This is a genomic window from Peribacillus sp. S4 (genome assembly GCF_046715815.1).
In the GTDB taxonomy this organism is placed as follows: Bacteria; Bacillota; Bacilli; order Bacillales; family DSM-1321; genus Peribacillus; species Peribacillus frigoritolerans.
Genome location: NZ_CP175708.1, coordinates 3,926,944 through 3,949,510, shown reverse-complemented (window position 1 = coordinate 3,949,510; position 22,567 = coordinate 3,926,944). Strand labels below are relative to the sequence as shown.

Genomic DNA, 22,567 nt, shown 5'->3' with positions numbered 1-22,567 from the left:
ACAAAAGGATGAACCAGCTTGAAGCCGGTTCATCCTTTTTCTGTTTACATGCTATTTAAGAAGAGGATATGCTTTCTTTTATGAATGTAAGGTACTCCCATACGATATTCATATCACTTAGTGCACTTAATGTCCGGCTCCCGACGACATCCTCAATCTCGTTCAGCATGAGGCTGCCATCTTCGGCAAATATGAAATCGATACCGACCAGGCCGAAATCAAATGAACCCATTACTCTTTCAACAAGGGCTAATTCAGATGCAGTCAGCTCATATAGCGAAGCCGATCCGCCCAGCGTATAATTTGCCTTGAAACTGGAAGCGGATTCCCTGAGTACAGCACCCTTCAATTTATTACCAACCACAAAAACGCGGATATCCCTACCGAATAAGCCAGGTTTTTGAACTATCCAATTCCCATCATTCAGCTGGGCAAGATCATCGGCATGCTCGATTAGAAATACTTGTTTCCCGCCGCGGCCGCTTGTTTCTTTAGCAATGAAAGGGAGCTCCATGTCATCGGCACTCGGCCTTCCGTTACAATATACGGTATCGGCCATTGGAATCCCCAGCGAGGACAAATATTGATGCGTCTTTGCTTTGTCATTCGCGATTTCCGATACGAAGGAGGAGTTAAAGCAAGCAATCCCCAATTGCTCAAGTTGCTTAGTGAAAAAAGGATCGATGGTCCGGACGATGGCAAAGTCCGGCAATGAAATTGGCTGCATCTCATGTTCCACATACAACTTGTTGAAACGATGTCCGATCCTAAGGTCTTCCCGAAAGTGAAAGTGTAAATCAAGATCAAGCTTACTGGATTCGTCAAGCATCCAATCTATGTATCCTTTATTTTTCAAGGCATCCTCACGGTTATAAATCAACCAGCCTGCTTGTTTTTTCATCAGATGCACTTCCTTTTCCTAATTCTTTCAAGATATAATCGAACATGCTATCGGCGATGTTGATGCCTGTACATTCAAAAATATTCAGTAAATGCGAATTCGAATTCACTTCGCACAAAAGCGGACCTTCTTCACCAAACAGCAAATCGACGCCAGCGAAGTCGGCACCCAGAATTTGCGCACATCGAATGGCAAGTTGTGCTTCTTCACTGGTGGGGATATATGGTGCAGCCTGCCCCCCGGCAGTCATATTAGCTCGGAAGTCCTGCTCGGAATGACGTTGCATCGCTGCTATGACTTGATTGCCCACGACATTCACGCGAATATCCCGACCTTTACTGTGCTCGATGAATTCCTGGATGATAAATGGTTTGTGGCCAAGATCACGAACCGTCTTCAGTAACTCATCCTCTGATTGGATTAAATATACTTGTTCCCCAAAAGAACCGTATGCTTCCTTAACGATAAGAGGATAACCGAGTTCATTGCCGATTTGGATAAAAGCATCCATATTGACCCTTTCAATCCCTTCGTACGTAAAAGGGGGAAATATGGTCTTCGGCATCGGTATGTCATGCCCTGTTAAGGCTTGATGTGTTTTTGCTTTGCTGTCGCATATATCGATTGCTGCACTGCTGTTATATACGGGGATGCCGAGCAATTCCAAATGGCGCGCCAAATGAATGTCTTTATCCATGAACAGAACAAAATCCGGCAGCTTATCAAAGTTTCCTTTAAGCAGCGGCACTCCTTTTTCGATTATGGGCATGAGATCTGAATTGCGGATAAGGGTTGCCGTGATATCTTTCCTTTCAGCCGCCTCTTTAATGAACAAAGCTAAACTGGAAAACTTATCATGCTGTAAATAGCCGTTGACGACAATCCAGCAGTGGGAATCTGAAGTTTTCATGGTAAAACACTACCTTTCATCTAGGTTAATCGTACATATATTGATAAAATAATCTTAACGCATAAGAGCGGTATAAAGAAAGAGGAGGCTCCACGATAATGGTTACAACCATGAAAGAAATCAATCAATTTTTTGAACGGCGCCAAGTTCGATTGGGCATGAATTTTGGCCTGTCACGGATGGAAACATTGTTAACTGAATTAGGCGACCCGCACAAGGAGCTAAAGTATATTCACATTGCGGGGTCCAACGGGAAAGGATCGACACTGCAATATATTAAAGAAATTCTGCTTGCCCAAGGGATTCGGGTCGCTTCCTTCACTTCTCCTTATTTAATCCGGATGAATGAACAGCTGAAGGTGAATGAGGATGAAATCAGTGATCAGGAATTCATCGATGTCTTCCGGAAGCTTTGGCCGATCATCCATGAGATGGACAGCAAGGGGAATGGTCCCACCCAGTTCGAAATTTTGACTGCAATGGCATTCTCTTATTTTAGCAAAAAGGAAGTCGATTTAGTTTTGATGGAAACCGGTTTGGGAGGCAGGCTTGATACAACGAATGTCATCCAGCCGTTTCTTTCGATCATTACCTCGATCTCTTTGGAACATACGAACATCCTGGGTAACACACTTGGGGAAATTGCTTTTGAGAAGGCAGGCATCATAAAAAGCGGAGCGCCGGTCATCAGCGGAGTCACAGCCGGGGAACCAGCAAAAGTAATTGAAGAAAAAGCGTCAGCTTTAGGCGTACCTTATTACCAATTGGGCAAAGACTTTCGTGTTTGCAATATGAAGCGAAGTGAACGTGGGCAAAGTTTCTCATTTGCGCTTGCCGATAGGTCGATCGAAAATGTGGAAATGCGGATGCTGGGCCGTCATCAAATGGAGAATGCGGCACTGGCCATTGCTGCTGTCACAGTAGGGATGGAAAATATCGATGAAAAAAGCATCCTTAAAGGAATAGGGGCAGCGAAATGGGATGGACGCTTTGAAAAAATATCGGATGAGCCGTTGGTGATCATTGATGGTGCACATAATCCTGCCGGCATCGACGTACTGAAGGAAACGCTAAAAGTGCATTACCCCGACTATAAGTACCGATTCGTATTCAGCTCATTTAAAGATAAAAACTATTCCGAGATGCTTCATGGACTGGAAACGGGGGCAATGGAAATCATCATTACCGAATTCGACCATGAACGGGCGGCGGATGCGAAAACGCTTTATGAAAAATGCATTCATCCAAATAAAAGTATAAATAAGGATTGGCAGGCGGCGATAACGGAAGGCAGAAGGAAAACGGGGGATAAAGAGATTCTTGTCATTACAGGGTCCCTTCATTTCCTTTCACTTGTGAGGGAGTTCCTCATCAGAGAAGATGCCTAAAGGATGTGCATTACCGCAATGAGGCACTTTATAATGGAAACCAAAGCCTAAGAACCAACGGTAAGCCATATTTGTTTCAACTTCTTCAATTGCATTATGCATTGAACGAATACCGAGGGTAAATCGAATGAAAGTCAGTTTGGCTAATATAACTGGATCAATACTTGGGCTTCCTATCTCTGAATATATATCTTTCACCAAATCATAAATGAAAGTGAAGTCAATGGCAGCCTCAATTTTACGAACCAAATGATTCGCCAGCACCAGTTGATCTAAAGTAATCATTTCAAGTTGGTCTCGCTGAATAGAATAATGTTTCGAAAGCATCCTCATCACCTCAGGTTTTAATAGTTTATTTTAAAACAAAATAGACTATAGGCAAAAGGAGTTCCATCTGAAATTTTAAACATAGTTGATTGGAGCGGGTGTGCGAGACTCCTGCGGGAATAGCGAGTCCAAGGGTGACTCCACAGTCGCAAGTGCGCCGAGGGCGGACCGCCCGCGGAAAGCGAGTGCCTACGTTCCAATCAACGTTCCCATTTTACAAACCAAAAAAAAGACTGACGGCAAACAAATATTATCTAGTTTGTAAACAAAAGGGTTCTATCTAAATATAAAACATAGTTGATTGGCACGTAAGGTACGAGACTCCTGCGGGGAAAGCGTGGCAGGGGAGACCCCGCAGGCGCAAAGGCGCCGAGGAGGCTCCCGGACCGCCCGCGGAAAGCGAGTGCCTGGAGTGGAAATTAACGTTCAAATTGCACAAACCCCTAAAAAACCAAACTCAATTTTCATCGAGTTTGTCTACAGTCTGAGAAAAGGATCTTTTCAAAGGTCCTTTTCTCTTGTTAAAGAGCCTCTTGAAAAGAAAAAACTCCAATAGAGTGATTGATAACAAATCACCCAGTTTATTTGTTAAAATATGATTATATATTGCATTCCATATGAATGTTGAATAGTAGGATCTGCTTAATAAAATGACGGGAGGGATGAGCATGAAGAACCCAATGGTTCATTACATAGCGGAAGGGACTTTTATATCAGGGTTTCAAAGAAAGGCAATCGAATCCTCATGCACGTTGTATAAATGATGGCTATCCATATCTATCTCTTCGTATTGGGCTTGATTTTAGGCTCATTCTTTAACGTTGTCGGTTTAAGTGTTCCAGCTGGTCATTCATTCGCGAATCGTCGTTCCGCCTGCCCTTCTTGCGGGCGTACATTGACATTCTTCGAGTTGATACCGGTTATTTCTTATATGTTGCAAGTCGGTAAATGCCGGGGCTGTAAAGCAAGGATATCCCCCCTTTATCCGGCCGTGGAAATGCTGACCGGTGTTTTGTTTGCCTCTGCTCCGATATTCCTTGGCTGGTCGGGCGAACTTTTGGTTGGCTGGATATTGATTTCATTATTTATGATCATCTTCGTGACTGATGTCGCCTATATGCTCATACCCGATAAAATACTGCTTTTCTTTATAGTGATTTTTATTGTTTTAAGAGTCTCATTTCCACTGACGCCCTGGTGGGATTCAATTGTCGGGGCAGCGGTTGGCTTTAGCCTGCTGTTATCAATCGCGGTTGTGAGTAAGGGTGGCATGGGTGGCGGTGATATCAAGCTGTTTGCAGTGATTGGCTTCGTATTGGGAATGAAGATGGTGCTGTTATCGTTGCTTTTTGCGTGCTTTTATGGGGCATTGCTTGGCATCATCGGGTTGCTGACCGGAATCTTAAAAAAGAAAACCCTTATTCCTTTCGGACCGTATATCGTTTTGGGGACATTGACTGCTTATTTTTGGGGCGATTCGCTATTACATTGGTATGTAACATTTTTAAGATGAGCTTAAAGGACCATCCTGATCAAGAGGAATTTGTCAAAAATCACCTGAACAATAGCCCAGTAGGGAACCATCCCCATTTGACGGCAAGAGATTATGAAATGATGGAGGGATGTATGTAATTCGTGAGAGGTGATATGGAATGGTTCATGAAGCAATAGTACCAGTACACGGAATTCCTTTTTTGTTACCCATATATGAATAGGGAAATTTGACGAAACCTATTAATGACAAGACGACAAAAGTCTTGTTATTTTTTTTTCCCTCTATGATAGGATGAAAAAAATGATCTGGAGGGGAGGAAAAAAATTGGGCAAGCCGGAACAAAGCAAGGGTGTAACGATTAAAATAAATGGCGAAGAAAAAGTATTTGGCGATAAAAAAATTGAAAGTCAAGAGGCGGCGAGTAAGGAGCAGGAGCAGGAACAAACTGATGAGAGTTTCGAATGGATACTCCCTGAGGATTCAAATGAAGGCAAGATCGTATTGGTACCCACACCGCCAAAGAAGAAAATGCCGAAGCTCATCGGCTTTGGTACCGGGTCACTGAAAAGCTCGGATAAAAGACCGATCAAGACATTCATGATTGCAGTCATTTGTGCTGTGTTTTTTGGGTCGATTCTTGGCTTGATCGCCGTTAAAACGATAACAAAGGAAAAAGCCGAAGTATCTTCGGTCGAGACCCCGATTCCAACCGAAGCCACAGTTGAAGATAAAAAAGCGGCAGTGACCGAACCGGGAAACCAGCTGAAGACATTCCTTGTACAGGGAGGAGTATTCAGCAGCGAGGATGCGGCAAGGCAAATTCAAAAGAAAATCATTGAAAAGCAGGTTCCTGCTGAAATCTTCAAATTGGAAGAAAGCTATTATCTATTTCTGGGATCGGCAGAGAGTCTAGCTGCAAGTAAAGAATTGGCCTTGTTCTTAAAGTCATATGATGTGGATGTATATTGGAAGGAAATCAATTTTGAAGCGGCCGGGACAAGCCAAGAAGATGAAAAAACCCTCGACAAGATGAAGGCAGTATATGCTTCGTTGGCAGAAACATCCGCAACAAAGCTTCGCGGAAAGGCAGGGACGGTAAACGGGGAAACCCTGAAAAAAAACATGGATGAACTGAAGGCGGGGAAATTATCGCCGGCGTTTTCAAAGATGAACGATGACCTGACTGCTGCGGCAAAGTCGATTGATGAATATGAGACTTCCAAAAATGAAGAAAAGCTATTCCAGGCTCAAGAAAGTCTTCTGAATTTTTTATTGAATTACCAAAAGTAAAGAAAAAAGGGGGGGCTGCCTAATGGGACAAGCCTCCCAATATGAAACCATCTGTGACACCCTTTTTTATTTTCCGGGAAATACTTACAGGGATTTGTCGATTCCTAGTAAACAATAATTGTGGATTGCACCATTATTTGATAGGATAGATATGTATCTCCCTATGTAAAGAAAGGTGACTTTTATATTATGCAGCCATTGATTTTAGCTTCCTCATCACCACGTCGTAAAGAACTTCTTCAATTTCTTCAAATCCCCTTTGAAAGCATGAATTCCAATGTTGATGAAAGTATTGATGAAAACATGTGTCCTGATGCAGCGGTGAAAGAACTGGCATCCCGTAAAGCGGAAGCCATCGCAGCAAAATTTCAGGAAAGCTGGGTAATCGGCTCGGATACCGTTGTTGTCCTTGATGGTAAGATTTTGGGTAAGCCGGTAAGCAGGGCGGATGGAAAAAGAATGCTGGAAATGTTATCAGGACGGACACATGAAGTATACACAGGTGTCGCCATCCTGTTCGGAAAGCATCGCAGAGTATTCGCAGAAAAAACGGAAGTGACATTTTGGGAGCTGCCAGAAGCTGAAATCGAACGATATCTGGATAGCGGGGAACCTTTTGACAAAGCTGGCGGCTATGGGATTCAAGGATACGGATCTCTTCTTGTCAAACAAATCAAAGGGGACTATTTCTCAGTCGTCGGGCTTCCGGTCTCAAGACTGGCCCGGGAACTTAAAGCGATGCAGGAAGAGTTAGGATAATCAGATTTCCCCTGGCATCTTCCCTTTTCTAAGGAAGGGTTGATCTTTTGAGCGAAAAAATGTTAATACGGGATTACCCGAAAGAAGAGAGGCCGCGCGAAAGGTTTCTCCAGGATGGGCCGCAAAGTCTTTCCAATCAGGAATTGCTTGCTTTGCTATTGAGGACGGGATCAAGGGAAGAATCAGTTCTGCAACTATCCGGCAGGCTCATCAATTCCTTCAAGGGCCTGCGCCTGCTAAAAGAAGCCTCAGTGGAAGAACTGACCGTGATTAAAGGGATTGGTGAAGCAAAAGCGATACAAATCCTGGCCTCTGTCGAACTTGGCAGGAGAATTAACAATTTGAATGACCAAGACCGTTATGTGATTCGATCTCCTGAAGATGGAGCTAATTATTGCATGGAGGAAATGCGGTTTTTATCACAGGAACATTTCGTCTGTCTCTATTTAAATACGAAAAATCAAGTGCTACAAAAAACTACGATATTCATCGGGAGCCTCAATGCCTCGATCGTGCATCCGCGCGAGGTATTTAAAGAGGCTTTCAAAAGGTCAGCTGCCTCTATCATTTGTCTTCATAACCACCCCTCCGGAGACCCCTCTCCCAGCAGAGAAGATATTGAAGTGACGAAAAGGTTAGTCGAATGTGGTAAAATAATCGGCATTGAAGTATTGGACCATATCATTATCGGGGAACATAAATATGTTAGCTTGAAGGAAAAAGGTTATTTATGACACTATCAAATTTTTTGACGATACGATATAATATTGTTTATGATTTTTAAAAGAGGAAACTTTTTCAAAACTCTTATTGTCAAAAAACGACAAATTATTATTTGAACTTATAAAAAGGCATTTTTGTTTACGAAAGGGAGATACCAGAATGTTTGGAATTGGAGCAAGAGATATAGGGATTGATTTAGGAACGGCGAATACGCTTGTCTATGTGAAGGGAAAAGGCATCGCAGTACGTGAACCATCGGTTGTAGCGGTGCAAACAGATACAAAGCAAATCGTTGCAGTCGGAAACGATGCGAAAAACATGATCGGCCGTACACCTGGTAACGTGGTTGCCCTGCGCCCGATGAAGGATGGAGTAATTGCCGATTATGAAACGACGGCTACCATGATGAAGTACTATATGAAGGAAGCTCAAAAGAAGGGCGTATTCGGCAACAAGCCATATGTCATGATTTGTGTGCCTTCTGGAATTACGGCAGTTGAGCAGCGTGCAGTCATCGATGCAGCAAGACAAGCTGGAGCCCGTGACGCATATCCTATCGAAGAACCGTTTGCAGCAGCGATCGGTGCGGACCTTCCCGTTTGGGAGCCTACAGGCAGCATGGTCGTCGATATCGGCGGAGGGACGACGGAAGTGGCCATCATTTCCCTTGGCGGAATCGTTACAAGCCAATCGATCCGTATTGCCGGTGACGAAATGGATGATGCCATAATCGTCTACATCCGTAAGAACTACAACTTGATGATCGGTGAGCGTACTGCTGAAGCGATCAAAATGGAAATTGGTTCTGCTGGAGACACGGAAGGCGTCGAAAACATGGAAATTCGCGGCCGTGACCTATTGACCGGATTACCAAAAACGATCGAAATTACAGCTGAGGAAATATCCAAAGCATTAAGCGACACTGTTTCTGCAATTGTGGATTCCGTGAAAAACACTTTAGAGAAAACACCACCTGAATTAGCCGCTGACATCATGGACAGAGGCATTGTACTGACAGGCGGGGGTGCTTTGCTGCGCAATTTGGATAAAGTCATCAGTGAAGAAACGCAAATGCCGGTGATCATCGCTGAAAATCCTCTGGATTGTGTTGCGATCGGAACGGGAAAAGCGCTGGACCACATTCATTTATTCAAGACTAAATCAAGAGATTCGCGATAAGCATTACTTCTCAAATAGGGCCGGCTCAACAAAAGGTGCAATTTTGAGCCGGTTTTCTTATGTTTTGCTGTTTCATTAAATCCATAGTGTAATTTAAAAAAACCATAGAGTAAATTTTAGATAGAGGTGTAATCACCATGCCACAGTTTTTTAATAAAAAGCTCCTTCTCTTGCTCGTTAGTATTATCGTTCTCGTGGCATTGATCGGTTTTTCATTAAGGGAGAGAGAAGAGTTGACCTGGCCGGAGCAATTCCTGAAAGATACGACAGGCTGGGTCGGAAATGTGTTTAATAAGCCAGTATCGGGTATAACAGGTTTTGTAGGGGGCTTAAAAGACCTTCAACATACATACGATGAAAACAAAAAATTGAAAGCCCGCTTGGATGAATATGTATTATTGAAAACCCAAGTCCAAGATTTAAAGGAAGAAAATGAAGAACTTCGTGACAACCTCAAAAAAGAAGATGACCTGCGGAAGTATTCGCCCACTCAGGCGACGGTCATCGGCCGTAATCCCGACCGCTGGCATGAAATGCTGACGATCAATAAAGGGAAGCGTAATGGGGTAGAAAAAAACATGGCTGTCATCACTTCCAATGGGTTAGTCGGTAAGGTGAAATCGGCGACGGATTTCACGGCCTCGGTTCAACTTTTAAGTTCAATCGATAAAGCCAACCGTGTCTCAGCCATCGTTCAGGGTGATGATAAAGCATATGGCTTGATTGAAGGGTTCGATGATAAGAAGAACCTTTTGCTGATGAAACGGATTCCTTACGATAAAAAGATCAAGAAAAATTCATTGGTCATCACATCCGGTTATGGAGGAATCTTTCCGAAAGGTCTGCTGATCGGGAAAGTTGTCGATGTCAAAGTGGATCAATATGGATTGAACCAGACTGCATATATCGAACCTTCGACGGATTTTTATGATATTAATAATGTCATGGTCGTTCAGCGTGAAGTGGACGGTGTAACGAAAGAAAGTGAAGGGGAGGATGAAGCTGAGTGAGATATTTCATCCTTTCTTTCATAGCCTTGGTTTTTTTTGTTTTTGAAAGCATCTTCGCCCAGATGTTCGCTGGAGATGCATTCGGGGCCGATAAAATCGTCGTGCCCCATTTCATGATGATATTCGTTTTTTTCCTGACCATGTACGGGTCCAGGAAAATGGGTATGCTTTATGGGGCGATTCTTGGGTTGACTTATGATGTCGTATATACGGAAATCCTTGGAATTTACATGTTCCTGCTGCCTTTTCTTGCCTATCTGATATCGAAAAGCATGAAAATCCTGCAAAATAATATTTTGGTTGCCTGCCTTACTGCGCTTTTATTCACGGCAGTTTTAGAGGTTGTCATCTTTCAGATGAATATCATCCTATCATTTGCAGATATGGGATTTGGTGAATTTGCGGAACGGAGATTGATTCCGACATTATTATTGAATCTCGCATTCATTATCATCAGTTGCTATCCTTTAAAAAGAATGATTGAAATGCTTGATTTGCAAGGAGAAACGGAATAACGTTCCTGTGTCTTTAAGAAGCAGGTGGGAAATGTATTTTCTCTTTTCCGTGTACGTAGAAAAAGGAAATTTGTTTTCCTATGTCGAATTATATTTCATTGAGGTGAAACAAACGTCATGAATAAAAGAATTCAGCAAAATGTCATGATTAAGGGAACAAAAGACGGGTTTATGCTTCATCTCGATGATTCTTGCTCATTTTCCGAATTATTGAAAGAGTTAGAAGTGAAGCTTTCGGCAAACTATCAGTTTCAAGAAAATGACCCGTCCATTTCCGTAAAAGTACATACAGGGAACCGCTATCTTGATGAACAACAAGAAGAAAAGATTAAAGAGGTCATCCATAAAAAGAAGAAGCTTTTCGTGGTTGAGATGATTTCGAATGTCCTGACGAAGGATGAAGCGAAACGATGGAAAGAAGAAAACCAAGTGACGACAGTGACAAAGGTGATAAGGTCGGGACAGGTTTTTGAAGTTCCCGGTGACTTACTGTTAATTGGGGATGTCAATCCCGACGGAACGGTTCGTGCGGGTGGCAACATATATATCATGGGACAGCTAAAGGGAATAGCCCATGCCGGATATAAAGGGAATAATGAGGCCATCATAGCTGCCTCTGTCATGAAGCCTGCCCAGCTGCGCATTGCCGGACAAGTGAACTTATCTCCCGATCAATATTCAAAATGGGGACATGACTTGGAATGTGCCTTCATGGATGAAGAAGAAAATATCATTATAGAAAAACTGCAAGTTTTAAAGAAATATAGACCTAATTTAAATAGATTAGAAGGGGGTCTCTAATCGTGGGAGAGGCAATAGTTATAACATCCGGTAAGGGTGGTGTCGGGAAAACGACCACCTCCGCCAATTTAGGAACATCTTTAGCTCTTCTAGGCAAGAAGGTTTGCTTGATTGATACGGATATTGGTCTTCGGAATCTGGATGTGATCATGGGATTGGAGAATCGCATCATCTATGATTTGGTCGATGTGGTCGAAGGGCGCTGCAAGATTCACCAGGCGCTCATTAAGGATAAACATTTCGAGGATTTGCTTTATTTGCTTCCAGCTCCGCAAAATAGTGATAAAACAGTGGTGAATGAAGAGCAGATGAGGAAACTCATAAGCGATATGAAGCCTGACTATGATTATGTCATCATTGATTGCCCTGCAGGCATCGAACAGGGGTTCAGGAATGCCATAGCTGGGGCAGACAAGGCGATTATCGTTACGACGGCAGAGAGACCGGCTGTAAGGGATGCTGACCGTATTATTGGCCTGCTTGAAAAAGAAGAGCATATTGAACCGCCTCAATTGATCATCAACCGGATTCGCGGCCATTTGCTTCATGAGGATGAAGAAATGGATATCGATGGAGTTGCCGATTTTCTTAAGATTGATTTGATCGGCGTCATTCCTGATGATGACCAGGTCATTGTGGCAGCGAATAAAAAGGAACCCATTGCATACAATCCGGACAATCGAGTCTCGCTTGCCTATCGGAACATTGCCAGAAGGATCCTTGGTGAATCTGTGCCCTTGACTCCAATTGGCAGCGAACCAAAGGGCTTCATGTCCAAGTTGAAAAAATTCTTTAGCGTGCGGTAAATCTATATTCCTTTGTCAAGAAGCGGGGAGCATTTGATGCCCTCGCTTTTTTTTTTGGACGGAACTTCAGGAAAATAAAAAAGGCAAGCCGTATCCCGGCTTGCCTGTTCTATATGCTAAAATGCAGCGGGTTATCCGCGTCTTCCGCCTCTGCCGCCGCGTTTTGATTCAGTGCTGCGTTTAAGAGTCGATAAATTTTCTTCGCTAGTCTTTAAAAAGCGCACCATTTTATCTTCGAAATTTTCCTTTGGTTGGAAATTACCTTTTGAACGAAAATCTTTAGAACGGCTATCCCCTTGGCGTGGTGGGCGTTTGGTATAAGAAGAGGTTTGCCCTTCGGGTCTATCTATAGCCTTTTTGATGGACAAGGCAGTTTTTCCGTCTTTCTCACTAATCACTTTTACTTCAATTTGGTCGCCTACTTTAAGATGGTCATTTACGTCTTTTACATAGCTATCTGCTACCTCACTGATATGCACAAGACCTGTTGAGCCTCCTGGTAATTCTACGAATGCTCCAAAATTAGTGATACCTGTTACTTTACCTTGTACTTTGCTGCCTATTTCGATTGACATAAAAAATTGTTCCCCCTCAATAATGTTAAAACCACTTTATTATAACAAATTTCAGGGAACAATATCAATCTCAATTATTAGATTTTCTGAATCGATACAGAAATCACCTTGGAAATTCATTGGTTTCTTGATGATTTTTCATTGGAAAAAATTTTTCAGGATGTGCAGAAAGAATATCTTTTCTCCGTCATAGTCTGGACAAGTTGCTCATACGTTGTAATATAGCGCTTTGACATGAGCAGGGAGGGGAATCTGGAATGGATGATCGCAGGAAAGATATACGAAATCGTATTGCCAAGAGACGCAAGTTTAATGATAAGCCGGCAGGAAGCAGCAGTTGGACGGAAATCAACAATGAGGAACCATATGGGATTGATTCATATAACGGGTATTCCGAGAAAGATCATCCGCTCTTCAAGAAAGAATATTTTTTCTTTAAAATCCTTGCCAGTGTATGCCTGTTCCTGATAGTTGCGGTGATGTTCAAACACCCTTCTGTGCGGCTGGACCCTGCCAGAAGTTTTGTCACGGAGAACATGAACAAGGAATTTCAGTTCGCTTCAATCTCCAATTGGTACGAAAGTGCGTTTGGTAAACCAATCGCTTTTTTACCGAATGAAGCCAATACGGAAACTGTTGATTCGAATGAGGAATATGCAATGCCAGCTTCTGCGAAGATTACCCAAAACTTCGAGACGAACGGTGAGGGAATCATATTGGAAACGAGCAAAGGCTCAAAGGTCGAGGCCGTTAATGAAGGGGTCGTCATTTTTGCCGGTGAAAAGGAGGGGATCGGAAAGACGGTAGTCATTCAGCATGCCAATAAAACTGAATCTTGGTATGGGCAGCTGAAAGAAATTGATGTGAAATTGTATGAGTTCGTTAAAAAGGGAAATGAAGTCGGACAGGTTACACTAAGTGAGGATGGATCTAAGGGCAGATTTTATTTAGCGATAAAAGAAAATGATGCTTTCGTCGATCCTAAAAAGGTGATTTCCTTTGAGTGAATATGCGAAGTTACTGTTTAAAATCAGGGTGCACCCGACACTGTGGTTTGTCATTGGCATCGCCATCCTCACAGCCCATTTCGTTGAAATGATGATGCTGCTGCTCATCGTCTTCATTCATGAAATGGGGCATGCTGTCTGTGCCCAGCACTTCAAATGGCGGATAAAGTCAATCCAGCTGCTTCCTTTTGGCGGGGCAGTCGAGACTGAGGAGTATGGAAATAAGAGTTTGAAGGAGGATTTGGCGGTGGTGCTTGCCGGTCCGCTTCAACATGTTTGGCTCATTGGCGCAGCTTTTTTGCTCTATTTCTTCACTATTATCCCATATGAGCTGTACCAGCCCTTTTTGTATATGAACCTCATGCTGCTGATTTTTAATCTACTGCCAATTTGGCCCTTGGACGGGGGACGCTTGCTATTCATCGGTATTTCCCTATACTGCACCTTTTTGGAAGCGCAAAAGCATACCCTACACTTTTCTGCAGTATTCGCTGTCCTGGCTTTTTTGACCTGGATCATACTGGATCCGCTCAATTTGAACATCTGGCTCATCATCTTTTTCATAAGTCTCTCACTCGTCATGGAATGGCGGCAGAGGTATTACGCGTTCATCCGCTTTCTTTTGCAGCGCCATTACGGGCATACGAATGATTTGGCGAAACTGAAGCCGATATCGGTGGATTCACAAGAACCGATTTATAAAGTGCTGGAACTGTTTCAACGCGGCTGTAAACACCCCGTCATCATCATGAAAAACGGGAAAGAGAGCGGCTCGTTGGATGAAACGGAAATCCTTCATGCCTATTTTTCGGAGAAAATGACGAACGGGAAAATCGGCGACCTATTATATTCTTATTAAATATGTTATCCTTTCTTCAAATTGAGGAGAGGATTTTTTTTGATGAAAAAAATGATCGCGAACCTAGCTTCACGCGAAAAAAGAGTGGCCGTCCTTGAGAATGGTGTTTTACGTAAACTTGAAATCATGCCGCCTCAAAAGCGCAGTACGGTCGGTAATATTTATCTTGGGAAGGTGACGAAGGTGCTGCCGGGAATGGATGCCGCCTTCATTGATTATGGTGCAGAGAAGAATGGTTTTTTACACCGTGACGAGATTCCCTCCTTCCAGCTTACAAAAAAAAGTGATGGGAAAGCACCCATCGGTCAATTTGTCCGTCAGGGAGAAAAGCTGCTAGTTCAGGTGACCCGGGATGAAACGGGAACAAAAGGAGCTAAATTGACGGGGCTGATCGAGTTTTCAACGGAGTCCCTCGTTTACATACATGGAATAGATTATGTTGGTGTTTCAAAGAAATTCAAAAACGACGATCTTCAGAAGCAATGGCGGGAAACGGCCATGCAGCATAAAAATCCTGATGAGGGACTGATTGTCCGCACCTCGATGGAGAACGAAAGTGAATCGGTCTTCCTTGACAGGTTAACTGGATTGCGGGAGCTCCATAAAGGGCTTGAAGTCAAGGCTGCGTCGCTGAAAGCCCCGTCCCTTCTCTATGAAAGGGACGCATACCTTGATATGATCATTTCCGAAATGTCGGGAACGGCGAACGGGGAACTTGCCATCGATGACTTCGAGGCCTATCGCGAGTTGAAAAAATGGATACAGGAAAACCGTAAGGAGTGGGAAATATCCCATGTAGCGGGTACCAGGAATATTTTTTCCGAATGGAATGTGGAAGCGCAAGTTGAGAAAATGGCCAAGAAAATCGTTTGGCTTGATAATGGCGGATATTTAATTTTTGAAGAAACGGAAGCTTTCACCGTAATCGATGTCAATTCAGGTAAGTTCACCGGCAAGGTGGAGAAGGAAGCAACATTGTTTGCGGTCAATCAGGCTGCGGCGAAAGAGGTCGCACGTCAACTGAGATTGAGGAATATCAGCGGAATCATCCTGATAGATTTCATTAATATGGACCAGTCCCGGCATAAGCAGGAAATCATCGAAATCGTCAAAAAGGAAGCGGTGAGGGATGAAAAGCGAATCCAGGTCATCGGTTTTACGGAACTGGGCATTTTACAAATGACGAGAAAGCGAACCTCCCCGTCTTTAAGTGAAATGACGACGGTGCCTTGCCCTGTGTGCAGCGGAAGCGGTAAAATCGAGAGCCCGGAAACGGTGGCCTTCCGGTTGGAACGTGAACTGCTGGAACACAGGAAGACGGATGATGAAGCGGTATGGGTGGAGGTCAGTAAAGCGGTGGCGGACGTGCTGCTTGGTGAAAAGGAATCATATCGGCCGGCATTGGAGGAATTGATCGCTAAAAAGATATTCCTGTCTTTTATCCCAGGTTTGACGAATGCCTATTCCATCAAGCGATTCGGAAGCATTCAGGAAATCGGGCGGGCTTTCGAGTGAAGAGCGGGAATTGTTATAAATATATTGACAGCCTTTCCTGTTTCATGGTAGGATTTTAATGTTATGTTTGTAGCACCCGTGCTACAACCGCTCAACATCAGGTTTTAAGCTTTTGCCTTTTTGGTAAAACGCCTGTGATTGGCGAGTCTGAGACATTTAAGGAGGTGCAAGTATGTACGCAATTATCGAAACTGGCGGTAAACAAATTAAAGTAGCAGCTGGCGAAGCGGTTTACATTGAAAAATTAAACGCAGAAGCAGGCGAAACTGTTACATTTGACAAAGTTTTATTCGTAGGTGGCGAAGACGTGAAAGTCGGTGCTCCACTAGTTGAAGGCGCTACTGTAACAGGTACTGTCGAAAAACAAGGTAAGCAAAAGAAAATCACTGTTTTCAAATACAAAGCGAAGAAAAACAATCGTAAAAAACAAGGTCATCGTCAACCATACACTAAAGTTGTTATCGAAGCAATCAACGCGTAAGGGCTGATTCTAGATGATCAAAGTTGTATTTGATGCTCCGCAGGAACGGATTGCTTCGTTCACCTTAAGCGGACATGCTAATTTTGCTAAAAAAGGTTCTGATATCGTTTGTGCAGGTGTATCGGCTGTTTCCTTCGGGGCAGTCAATGCCATCATGTCCTTAACGGACGTAGAGCCTGAGATTGAGCAAGGGCGAGAAGGCGGCTATCTTCGCTGCGCCATTCCGGGGAATCTTTCGCCGGAATCGGAAGAGAAGGTTCAGCTGCTTTTGAACGGAATGCTCATATCGCTGCAAACCATCGAACGTGATTATGGTAAATACATGAAAATTATCCTCAACCAATAGGAGGTGGAACAAATGTTAAGATTAGATCTTCAGTTCTTCGCTTCGAAAAAAGGAGTAGGTTCTACAAAGAACGGACGTGACTCAATCTCCAAGCGTCTTGGCGCTAAACGTGCAGATGGTCAATTCGTATCTGGTGGTTCTATCCTTTACCGTCAACGCGGAACAAAAATCTATCCTGGTGAGAACGTAGGCCGTGGTGGAGACGATACTCTATACGCTAAAGTAGACGGTGTTGTTAAATTCGAACGTTTCGGACGTGACCGTAAAAAAGTAAGCGTATATCCAGTTGCACAAGAAGCATAATTGGCATCTTTGAACAGAGGCTGACTCAAAAGGGTCTGATTCCTTCTACAAGACACTATATACCGCGTCATTATTAATAATGGTATGCTATATAGTGATGAAGGGGTCCGGCCCTTTATTTATACTATAGGAACGAACCAGCATTTTGCAGGAGACTTTAGTCATTAGTATAAGGAAACAACCTCTGACTTACAAAAGGCTCGCCAATAGGCGGGCTTTCTTAAACTTTCAGGGGGTAAATCCAAGATTATTCATCCATCCTATTTGGTTAAACCAAATAGACACTCCAATTCAACTATAATATCTCCAATTGGTGCATAAATAAGGCCCATTCTCTTTTTTAGTTCAAATGGCTCTACCATCGTCCAAAGAACTCAGGGTGTGCGGCTGTATTTTTTGGACGGGGGCTTTCATGTGAAGGCATGTGAATCGAGCTTCATTTCCTGTTTGTTGTTTTTTTGATATACTGTACAAATGGAAGTATTCAACATGATAGAGCTGAAAAAAGTTTCTTTATCATAATTGAAGGTGTTAATAATGGATAAAAATTGGACGACTATTGAAACTCTGCGTCAAACCAGGCATGACTGGCTGAATAAAATTCAAATCATCAAAGGGAATCTGGAGTTGAACAGAATTGATCGTGTCAAGGGCATCATTGATGAAATCATTGTTGAAACCCAGAATGAAGCACGACTTTCCAGTTTGAATTTGCCTAAGTTCACCGAGATGCTGTTGACGTCGAATTGGAATAATGGATCATTTTATTGCGAATATGAAATCATTGATGTTTTTGAAGGCTCAGCCGAGATGGACGGGCTGATGTATCGCTGGACAAACGATTTCTTCAAGATTCTGGATAAAAACCTGGATCCGTTTTTTGAAAATATACTGGCTGTTTCTATGTGTAAAAAAGAAGTGAGTGATATGCACTGTACATTTCATATGCAAGGCAGGTTCATTGATCAATCCCCAGTGATCGAGTTTTTGGAGAGTTCATTAACGGCCGAGCAATCAATTGAAATTCTTGAATGTAATGAGGATGAAATATTTTTTAAGATGGATATTAACTTTTAGAGAAGTATACAGCAAGAATTGACTTGCAGAAAACAAGGAAGTGATAGCATGTTTGTCGATCAAACGAAAGTCTATGTAAAAGGCGGAGACGGTGGTAACGGGATAGTTGCTTATCGTCGTGAGAAATTCATACCTAAAGGCGGACCGGCTGGCGGAGATGGCGGTAATGGGGCCAATGTCGTATTTGAAGTGGAAGAGGGCTTGCGTACATTAATGGATTTCCGTTACCAACGTCACTTTAAGGCACCTCGCGGAGAACATGGCATGTCCAAAAACATGCATGGTGCAGCTGCAAAAGATATGGTCATCAAGGTTCCACCTGGCACCGTTGTCATCGATGATAAAACGAAGGAAGTCATTGCTGATTTAGTTGAGCATGGACAACGCGCCGTTATCGCCAAAGGTGGCCGCGGAGGCCGGGGAAATTCCCGTTTTGCCACGCCTGCCAATCCTGCACCTGAAATCGCGGAGAATGGCGAACCCGGCCAAGAACGCGATATCGTCATGGAATTGAAACTGTTGGCTGATGTCGGTTTGGTTGGTTTCCCAAGTGTAGGGAAATCCACTTTGCTTTCTGTCGTATCCGCAGCAAGGCCTAAAATTGCCGAATATCATTTTACAACGATCGTACCTAACCTCGGAATGGTGGAAACGGAAGATCACCGCAGCTTCGTCATGGCCGATTTACCTGGTCTGATCGAAGGCGCTTCAGAAGGAGTGGGACTTGGACATCAATTCCTGCGCCATATTGAAAGAACGAGGGTAATCGTTCATGTAATCGATATGTCGGGTCTTGAAGGCCGGGATCCATATGAAGACTACCAAACAATCAATAAAGAATTGGAAGAGTATAACCTGCGCTTGACTGAACGTCCGCAAATCATTGTAGCAAGTAAAATGGATATGCCGGACTCAGAAGATAACTTAGCTGCTTTCAAAGAAAAGCTGGAAGAAGACTATCCTGTCTTCCCGATTTCTGCCGTGACGCGTGAAGGGATCCGTGAGCTTCTTTATGCAATCGCTGATAAAATCGAAGAGACCCCTGAGTTCCCTCTTGAACATGAAGAAGAGAATACTGGAATCCACCGGGTTCTATATAAACATACATCACAGTCGGATGAATTTAACATTGAACGCGAACCCGATGGCAGCTTTGCCGTATCAGGATTCAAGATCGAGCGTCTATTCAAAATGACTGACTTCACCCGTGAAGAGTCCATACGTCGTTTCGCCAGACAGCTTCGTTCATTCGGAGTCGACGAAGGCCTTCGCCAAAAAGGTGCGACAAATGGCGATATCGTCCGTATCCTTGAATATGAATTTGAATTTGTTGATTGATTGGAGACCATGATGGCAGGCAAAAGGAGGCGTGCGGAGTTTGAATAAGTCCGATCAGAAATTTTTCCTCGTTCGAGAGGATGTCCTTCCCGAAGCGATGAAAAAAACGCTGGATGCAAAAGAAATGATTGAACGGGGAAAAGCGGAATCAGTTTGGGAAGCGGTACAGCGAGTGGACCTAAGCAGGAGTGCTTTTTACAAATACCGTGACACGGTTTTTCCGTTTCATACAGTTGTTAAGGAAAAGCTGATTACACTGTTCTTCTATCTTGAAGATCGTTCTGGTACTCTATCGGAGCTTTTACGGCTCGTCGCCTCATCCGGTTGCAACATCATGACCATCCACCAAACGATTCCTTTACAGGGACGTGCAAATGTCACCCTATCCCTGAATACGGGTGGGATGACGATGGATATTAATGAACTGCTCACTAAACTGCGTAAAATGGAGTTCGTCGAAAAAGTCGAAATCATTGGTAACGGCGCATGAAAACAGCCTGTACATGACACATGTACAGGCTGTCAGTTTGTAGACAAAAGGTTTCCTAAACCTTTTCCAACTGATACTGAACAAAAAAGTTTGCCTATTCGTTTCATGCGGTGCAGACCGTAGATAGTAGCTCCGCGAAATAATCCGGAAGCTTTCATTAAGATGCAATAGTAAATCTGTTCAAACAGGTCGGTATCTTTAAAGCGTGGCTCATAATTTGTGCGAACGTTGAGAAGTAAAGCATTTATCATGGAAACCGTAACCTAAAGGCCAATGGGCTCTCGTGATCATTTTTGATCTCGCTGAATAGACAAAGTTGATTGGAACGTAAGGTACGAGACTCCGAAAGCGAGTGCCTGGAGCGAAAATCAACGGTCAACGTTTAAAAACATAAATTAGCCTGAAGACAAACTCATTTATTATCGGGTTTGTCTTCAGGCTGTTTTCATTTGTAAGAGGAAATTAACGATTAACTATTGTAAAAAATCAGAAAATGGCATAACATAAACAATAGATTTTCCGTGAAAAGGAGTTTATAATATGACAGCGAAAATTGCATTTCTTGGACCAAAAGCAACGTTCACGGATTTAGCTGTATCGCGACTATTTCCTAATGATATAAAAATACCGATGAACACGATTCCGGACTGCCTTGATGCTGTTCGGGACGGGGAAGTGAATCACGCGCTCGTGCCGATCGAGAATGCTTTAGAGGGTTCGGTAAATATAACGATGGATTACTTAGTCCATGAAGTCACATTGCCGATGAAAGGCGAAGTAACGATTCCAATCCAACAGCATTATATGGTGCACCCGGATCATGCATATCCTGGTTTCAAACCTGACATGGTTTATTCGCATTCCCATGCCATCGCTCAATGCCGCAAATTCCTACATAATGAGCTAAGGGGCATTCCATATGAGTATGTCACATCCACTGCAGCCGCTGCGAAGATGGTGATGGAGAATCCCGATATCAATATTGCGGCGATTGCAAATGATATGGCTGCAGAGGAGTACGGTTTGACGATTGTCAAACAAAATATTCACGATTATGAACATAATCACACCAAGTTTATCGTCGTATCCAACAGTGAAGTCGACTATGAAGGGCATTTGACCGTTGAAGGGGATAAGAAAACGACCTTGATGATTCAGCTGCCTGCCGACCACTCAGGGCAGCTGCACCAAGTGCTTTCCGCTTTTTCCTGGAGGAAACTTAACCTTTCCAAGATTGAATCAAGACCCATGAAAACAGGATTAGGCAATTACTTCTTCATCATCGACATCGAAATGTCCCTTGACGATGTCCTGATCCCAGGAGCGATCTCTGAGCTCGAGGCCTTAGGATGTACGGTATCGATCATGGGAAGCTATACATGCTTTAAAGTCCAAACTGGTGTACCGCAACGATGAATGTTAAAAGCTGAGTACAATGAATAAGAAGGGTGCCCCGGGATTATTTCCGGGGCATTTTTTGTGTTCGTTAAGATTTGTATTTCCCTTGTGTACAAGTTCCTAAAATGGTGGGCTGTCATTTGATGAAATATATAGCAATAGGCAGGTTCATTGGATTTTGGGAAGATGGCGAAGTTTTTCATGATAAAAAGTGCCTATGATTCTGGATGGAAAACAAACACCGATTGTGCTGAAAGCAAATACAATAAGTAAATCTCGGTGGCCCATATGTGGAACTGGCAATACATATTTTGAAAACTAATTCAGTGGATGCACCTTTTTTATCAAAAAATACAGAGAGAGGGTGGTGATCAGCAGAGATGGATAATCAATTCAAAGAAACTTTCGGTTCTTGGATTCAAGCGATAGGAACTGTCATTTCTGCTATAGCGGGTACACCCTCACATGTCTTGGACGAAAAATATCGCACTAACTTGGATTTGATTGGAAATGAACTTCAAGCAACAGGAAATGCCTTATTGGCCGACGCGGAAGAAACCTGGTCACTGGATAAATTCGGGAATATAATACAGGCAATCGGAAATTCGACTGTTATCTTAGGCCTAGTCATTGATTTTGATGAAATAACGAAACAGGAATTAATCATCAAAGGCAATCTGATTCAAGCGTTGGGAGGAGGAACCGCTTTGGCGGGGGCATACGAAAATCCGGATGAACCGGAACAGGCCTTCAATGCTACGGGAAATTTGTTGCAGGCGATTGGGAATTCGATGCAAGCGATGGGTGGAATTGCCGAACTTAAAAATAGCATTCTAGAAAAAGACCAAGATAAGGATCAAGAACAAGATGAACAAGATAAGGAGCAGGAACAGCAAAAATATCAATATCCTAATTTGGAAGAGAAGCCATCTGATGGAGAATTAATCCAAGTGACGGGGGGCTGGGTACAGGCGGTCGGTTCCGTCATTAGCCTTATAGGGCAGTTGAGAAGTAACGAAGATGAAAACTCCGGGAATGGAAGCTCAAATGAAAGCAATTCCAATGATGAGTGAG

24 protein-coding genes, 1 pseudogene and 1 other annotated feature are annotated in these 22,567 nt (G+C 43.2%); of the genes and pseudogenes, 21 read left to right on the top strand and 4 right to left on the bottom strand.

The window, feature by feature from the left end; translation table 11 throughout:
* Nucleotides 1-55 precede the first annotated feature (55 nt).
* Together ACJ9PY_RS18730 and ACJ9PY_RS18725 are read right to left on the bottom strand one after the other, a co-directional pair.
* Nucleotides 56-901 (bottom strand): ATP-grasp domain-containing protein, encoded by an 846-nt coding sequence (locus ACJ9PY_RS18730; protein WP_411738738.1) that lies wholly within the window; start codon nt 899-901, stop codon nt 56-58.
* Complete coding sequence (locus tag ACJ9PY_RS18725) at nt 870-1,811, bottom strand: RimK family alpha-L-glutamate ligase (RefSeq protein WP_369315769.1); 942 nt, start codon at nt 1,809-1,811, stop codon at nt 870-872. The genes ACJ9PY_RS18730 and ACJ9PY_RS18725 overlap by 32 nt, the downstream gene beginning before the upstream one ends.
* Nucleotides 1,812-1,909: 98 nt before the next feature.
* Between ACJ9PY_RS18725 and ACJ9PY_RS18720 the strand changes: the two genes are divergently transcribed.
* On the top strand, nt 1,910-3,199 hold the full coding sequence (locus tag ACJ9PY_RS18720) for a bifunctional folylpolyglutamate synthase/dihydrofolate synthase (protein ID WP_411738737.1): 1,290 nt from the start codon (nt 1,910-1,912) through the stop codon (nt 3,197-3,199).
* A gap of 18 nt (nt 3,200-3,217) precedes the next feature.
* Here ACJ9PY_RS18720 and ACJ9PY_RS18715 read toward each other — a convergent pair.
* Nucleotides 3,218-3,526 (bottom strand): annotated as a pseudogene (locus ACJ9PY_RS18715) (transposase); the annotation flags it as partial.
* A gap of 760 nt (nt 3,527-4,286) precedes the next feature.
* Here ACJ9PY_RS18715 and ACJ9PY_RS18710 point away from each other — a divergent pair.
* The 9 genes from ACJ9PY_RS18710 (at nt 4,287) to minD (ending at nt 12,104) form a co-directional block, all read left to right on the top strand.
* On the top strand, nt 4,287-5,039 hold the full coding sequence (locus tag ACJ9PY_RS18710; protein WP_063575555.1) for a prepilin peptidase: 753 nt from the start codon (nt 4,287-4,289) through the stop codon (nt 5,037-5,039).
* A 306-nt stretch (nt 5,040-5,345) separates the two neighbouring features.
* Nucleotides 5,346-6,311, top strand: a complete 966-nt coding sequence (locus ACJ9PY_RS18705) for a hypothetical protein (RefSeq protein ID WP_142398224.1) — start codon at nt 5,346-5,348, stop codon at nt 6,309-6,311.
* A gap of 189 nt (nt 6,312-6,500) precedes the next feature.
* The gene (locus tag ACJ9PY_RS18700; protein WP_098186765.1) at nt 6,501-7,070 is read left to right on the top strand and encodes a Maf family protein; all 570 of its coding nucleotides are present in this window, start codon (nt 6,501-6,503) and stop codon (nt 7,068-7,070) included.
* Nucleotides 7,071-7,129: 59 nt separating this feature from the next.
* Nucleotides 7,130-7,804, top strand: coding sequence for a RadC family protein (gene radC, locus ACJ9PY_RS18695; RefSeq protein ID WP_063577662.1), 675 nt, complete (start codon nt 7,130-7,132; stop codon nt 7,802-7,804).
* Nucleotides 7,805-7,952: 148 nt separating this feature from the next.
* On the top strand, nt 7,953-8,972 hold the full coding sequence (locus ACJ9PY_RS18690) for a rod shape-determining protein (RefSeq protein ID WP_034308871.1): 1,020 nt from the start codon (nt 7,953-7,955) through the stop codon (nt 8,970-8,972).
* A gap of 137 nt (nt 8,973-9,109) precedes the next feature.
* On the top strand, nt 9,110-9,982 hold the full coding sequence (mreC, locus tag ACJ9PY_RS18685) for a rod shape-determining protein MreC (RefSeq protein ID WP_057276635.1): 873 nt from the start codon (nt 9,110-9,112) through the stop codon (nt 9,980-9,982).
* The gene (gene mreD / locus ACJ9PY_RS18680) at nt 9,979-10,497 is read left to right on the top strand and encodes a rod shape-determining protein MreD (RefSeq protein WP_057276634.1); all 519 of its coding nucleotides are present in this window, start codon (nt 9,979-9,981) and stop codon (nt 10,495-10,497) included. The genes mreC and mreD overlap by 4 nt, the downstream gene beginning before the upstream one ends.
* A gap of 117 nt (nt 10,498-10,614) precedes the next feature.
* Nucleotides 10,615-11,298: a septum site-determining protein MinC gene (gene minC, locus ACJ9PY_RS18675; protein ID WP_034308864.1), complete on the top strand. Its 684-nt coding sequence runs from the start codon at nt 10,615-10,617 to the stop codon at nt 11,296-11,298.
* A gap of 2 nt (nt 11,299-11,300) precedes the next feature.
* Nucleotides 11,301-12,104 (top strand): septum site-determining protein MinD, encoded by an 804-nt coding sequence (gene minD, locus ACJ9PY_RS18670; protein WP_034308862.1) that lies wholly within the window; start codon nt 11,301-11,303, stop codon nt 12,102-12,104.
* A gap of 131 nt (nt 12,105-12,235) precedes the next feature.
* Here minD and ACJ9PY_RS18665 read toward each other — a convergent pair whose 3' ends face one another.
* On the bottom strand, nt 12,236-12,679 hold the full coding sequence (locus ACJ9PY_RS18665) for a S1 domain-containing RNA-binding protein (RefSeq protein WP_034308861.1): 444 nt from the start codon (nt 12,677-12,679) through the stop codon (nt 12,236-12,238).
* A gap of 257 nt (nt 12,680-12,936) precedes the next feature.
* Here ACJ9PY_RS18665 and ACJ9PY_RS18660 point away from each other — a divergent pair, with 257 nt between their 5' ends.
* From ACJ9PY_RS18660 to ACJ9PY_RS18610, 11 genes are all read left to right on the top strand, one after another.
* Nucleotides 12,937-13,686, top strand: a complete 750-nt coding sequence (locus tag ACJ9PY_RS18660) for a M23 family metallopeptidase (RefSeq protein WP_034308857.1) — start codon at nt 12,937-12,939, stop codon at nt 13,684-13,686.
* Nucleotides 13,679-14,545 carry a M50 family metallopeptidase gene (locus ACJ9PY_RS18655; protein WP_034308855.1) on the top strand — a complete coding sequence of 289 codons (867 nt, stop codon included), beginning with the start codon at nt 13,679-13,681 and terminating at the stop codon, nt 14,543-14,545. The genes ACJ9PY_RS18660 and ACJ9PY_RS18655 overlap by 8 nt, the downstream gene beginning before the upstream one ends.
* Nucleotides 14,546-14,587: 42 nt before the next feature.
* On the top strand, nt 14,588-16,060 hold the full coding sequence (locus ACJ9PY_RS18650; RefSeq protein ID WP_278088468.1) for an Rne/Rng family ribonuclease: 1,473 nt from the start codon (nt 14,588-14,590) through the stop codon (nt 16,058-16,060).
* Nucleotides 16,061-16,135: 75 nt separating this feature from the next.
* Nucleotides 16,136-16,219, top strand: a sequence feature (ribosomal protein L21 leader region).
* Nucleotides 16,220-16,232: 13 nt separating this feature from the next.
* Nucleotides 16,233-16,541: a 50S ribosomal protein L21 gene (gene rplU, locus ACJ9PY_RS18645; protein ID WP_034308849.1), complete on the top strand. Its 309-nt coding sequence runs from the start codon at nt 16,233-16,235 to the stop codon at nt 16,539-16,541.
* 13 nt (nt 16,542-16,554) lie between these two features.
* Nucleotides 16,555-16,887: a ribosomal-processing cysteine protease Prp gene (locus ACJ9PY_RS18640; protein ID WP_048688952.1), complete on the top strand. Its 333-nt coding sequence runs from the start codon at nt 16,555-16,557 to the stop codon at nt 16,885-16,887.
* A 12-nt stretch (nt 16,888-16,899) separates the two neighbouring features.
* Nucleotides 16,900-17,190 carry a 50S ribosomal protein L27 gene (rpmA, locus tag ACJ9PY_RS18635; RefSeq protein WP_048688955.1) on the top strand — a complete coding sequence of 97 codons (291 nt, stop codon included), beginning with the start codon at nt 16,900-16,902 and terminating at the stop codon, nt 17,188-17,190.
* A 537-nt stretch (nt 17,191-17,727) separates the two neighbouring features.
* Nucleotides 17,728-18,267 (top strand): Spo0B domain-containing protein, encoded by a 540-nt coding sequence (locus ACJ9PY_RS18630; RefSeq protein WP_063575560.1) that lies wholly within the window; start codon nt 17,728-17,730, stop codon nt 18,265-18,267.
* 48 nt (nt 18,268-18,315) lie between these two features.
* Nucleotides 18,316-19,605: a GTPase ObgE gene (gene obgE / locus ACJ9PY_RS18625; RefSeq protein ID WP_048688961.1), complete on the top strand. Its 1,290-nt coding sequence runs from the start codon at nt 18,316-18,318 to the stop codon at nt 19,603-19,605.
* A gap of 40 nt (nt 19,606-19,645) precedes the next feature.
* On the top strand, nt 19,646-20,095 hold the full coding sequence (locus ACJ9PY_RS18620; RefSeq protein ID WP_034308837.1) for an ACT domain-containing protein: 450 nt from the start codon (nt 19,646-19,648) through the stop codon (nt 20,093-20,095).
* Nucleotides 20,096-20,635: 540 nt separating this feature from the next.
* Nucleotides 20,636-21,511, top strand: a complete 876-nt coding sequence (pheA, locus tag ACJ9PY_RS18615; RefSeq protein ID WP_063575561.1) for a prephenate dehydratase — start codon at nt 20,636-20,638, stop codon at nt 21,509-21,511.
* Nucleotides 21,512-21,873: 362 nt separating this feature from the next.
* A complete protein-coding gene (locus ACJ9PY_RS18610) occupies nt 21,874-22,566 on the top strand; it encodes a DUF6944 family repetitive protein (protein ID WP_411738734.1) in 693 nt (230 codons plus the stop codon).
* Nucleotide 22,567: the final 1 nt, after the last annotated feature.

Bases quoted from the DNA above. Each gene is read 5' to 3' on its own strand.
- ACJ9PY_RS18630 (WP_063575560.1), top strand. From the start codon at position 17,728: ATGGATAAAAATTGGACGACTATTGAAACTCTGCGTCAAACCAGGCAT.
- rpmA (WP_048688955.1), top strand. From the start codon at position 16,900: ATGTTAAGATTAGATCTTCAGTTCTTCGCTTCGAAAAAAGGAGTAGGT.
- ACJ9PY_RS18710 (WP_063575555.1), top strand. From the start codon at position 4,287: ATGATGGCTATCCATATCTATCTCTTCGTATTGGGCTTGATTTTAGGC.
- minC (WP_034308864.1), top strand. From the start codon at position 10,615: ATGAATAAAAGAATTCAGCAAAATGTCATGATTAAGGGAACAAAAGAC.
- ACJ9PY_RS18720 (WP_411738737.1), top strand. From the start codon at position 1,910: ATGGTTACAACCATGAAAGAAATCAATCAATTTTTTGAACGGCGCCAA.
- mreC (WP_057276635.1), top strand. From the start codon at position 9,110: ATGCCACAGTTTTTTAATAAAAAGCTCCTTCTCTTGCTCGTTAGTATT.
- radC (WP_063577662.1), top strand. From the start codon at position 7,130: ATGTTAATACGGGATTACCCGAAAGAAGAGAGGCCGCGCGAAAGGTTT.
- pheA (WP_063575561.1), top strand. From the start codon at position 20,636: ATGACAGCGAAAATTGCATTTCTTGGACCAAAAGCAACGTTCACGGAT.
- ACJ9PY_RS18690 (WP_034308871.1), top strand. From the start codon at position 7,953: ATGTTTGGAATTGGAGCAAGAGATATAGGGATTGATTTAGGAACGGCG.
- ACJ9PY_RS18640 (WP_048688952.1), top strand. From the start codon at position 16,555: ATGATCAAAGTTGTATTTGATGCTCCGCAGGAACGGATTGCTTCGTTC.
- ACJ9PY_RS18650 (WP_278088468.1), top strand. From the start codon at position 14,588: ATGAAAAAAATGATCGCGAACCTAGCTTCACGCGAAAAAAGAGTGGCC.
- obgE (WP_048688961.1), top strand. From the start codon at position 18,316: ATGTTTGTCGATCAAACGAAAGTCTATGTAAAAGGCGGAGACGGTGGT.
- rplU (WP_034308849.1), top strand. From the start codon at position 16,233: ATGTACGCAATTATCGAAACTGGCGGTAAACAAATTAAAGTAGCAGCT.
- ACJ9PY_RS18665 (WP_034308861.1), bottom strand. From the start codon at position 12,679: ATGTCAATCGAAATAGGCAGCAAAGTACAAGGTAAAGTAACAGGTATC.
- ACJ9PY_RS18730 (WP_411738738.1), bottom strand. From the start codon at position 901: ATGAAAAAACAAGCAGGCTGGTTGATTTATAACCGTGAGGATGCCTTG.
- ACJ9PY_RS18610 (WP_411738734.1), top strand. From the start codon at position 21,874: ATGGATAATCAATTCAAAGAAACTTTCGGTTCTTGGATTCAAGCGATA.
- ACJ9PY_RS18660 (WP_034308857.1), top strand. From the start codon at position 12,937: ATGGATGATCGCAGGAAAGATATACGAAATCGTATTGCCAAGAGACGC.
- ACJ9PY_RS18700 (WP_098186765.1), top strand. From the start codon at position 6,501: ATGCAGCCATTGATTTTAGCTTCCTCATCACCACGTCGTAAAGAACTT.
- ACJ9PY_RS18725 (WP_369315769.1), bottom strand. From the start codon at position 1,811: ATGAAAACTTCAGATTCCCACTGCTGGATTGTCGTCAACGGCTATTTA.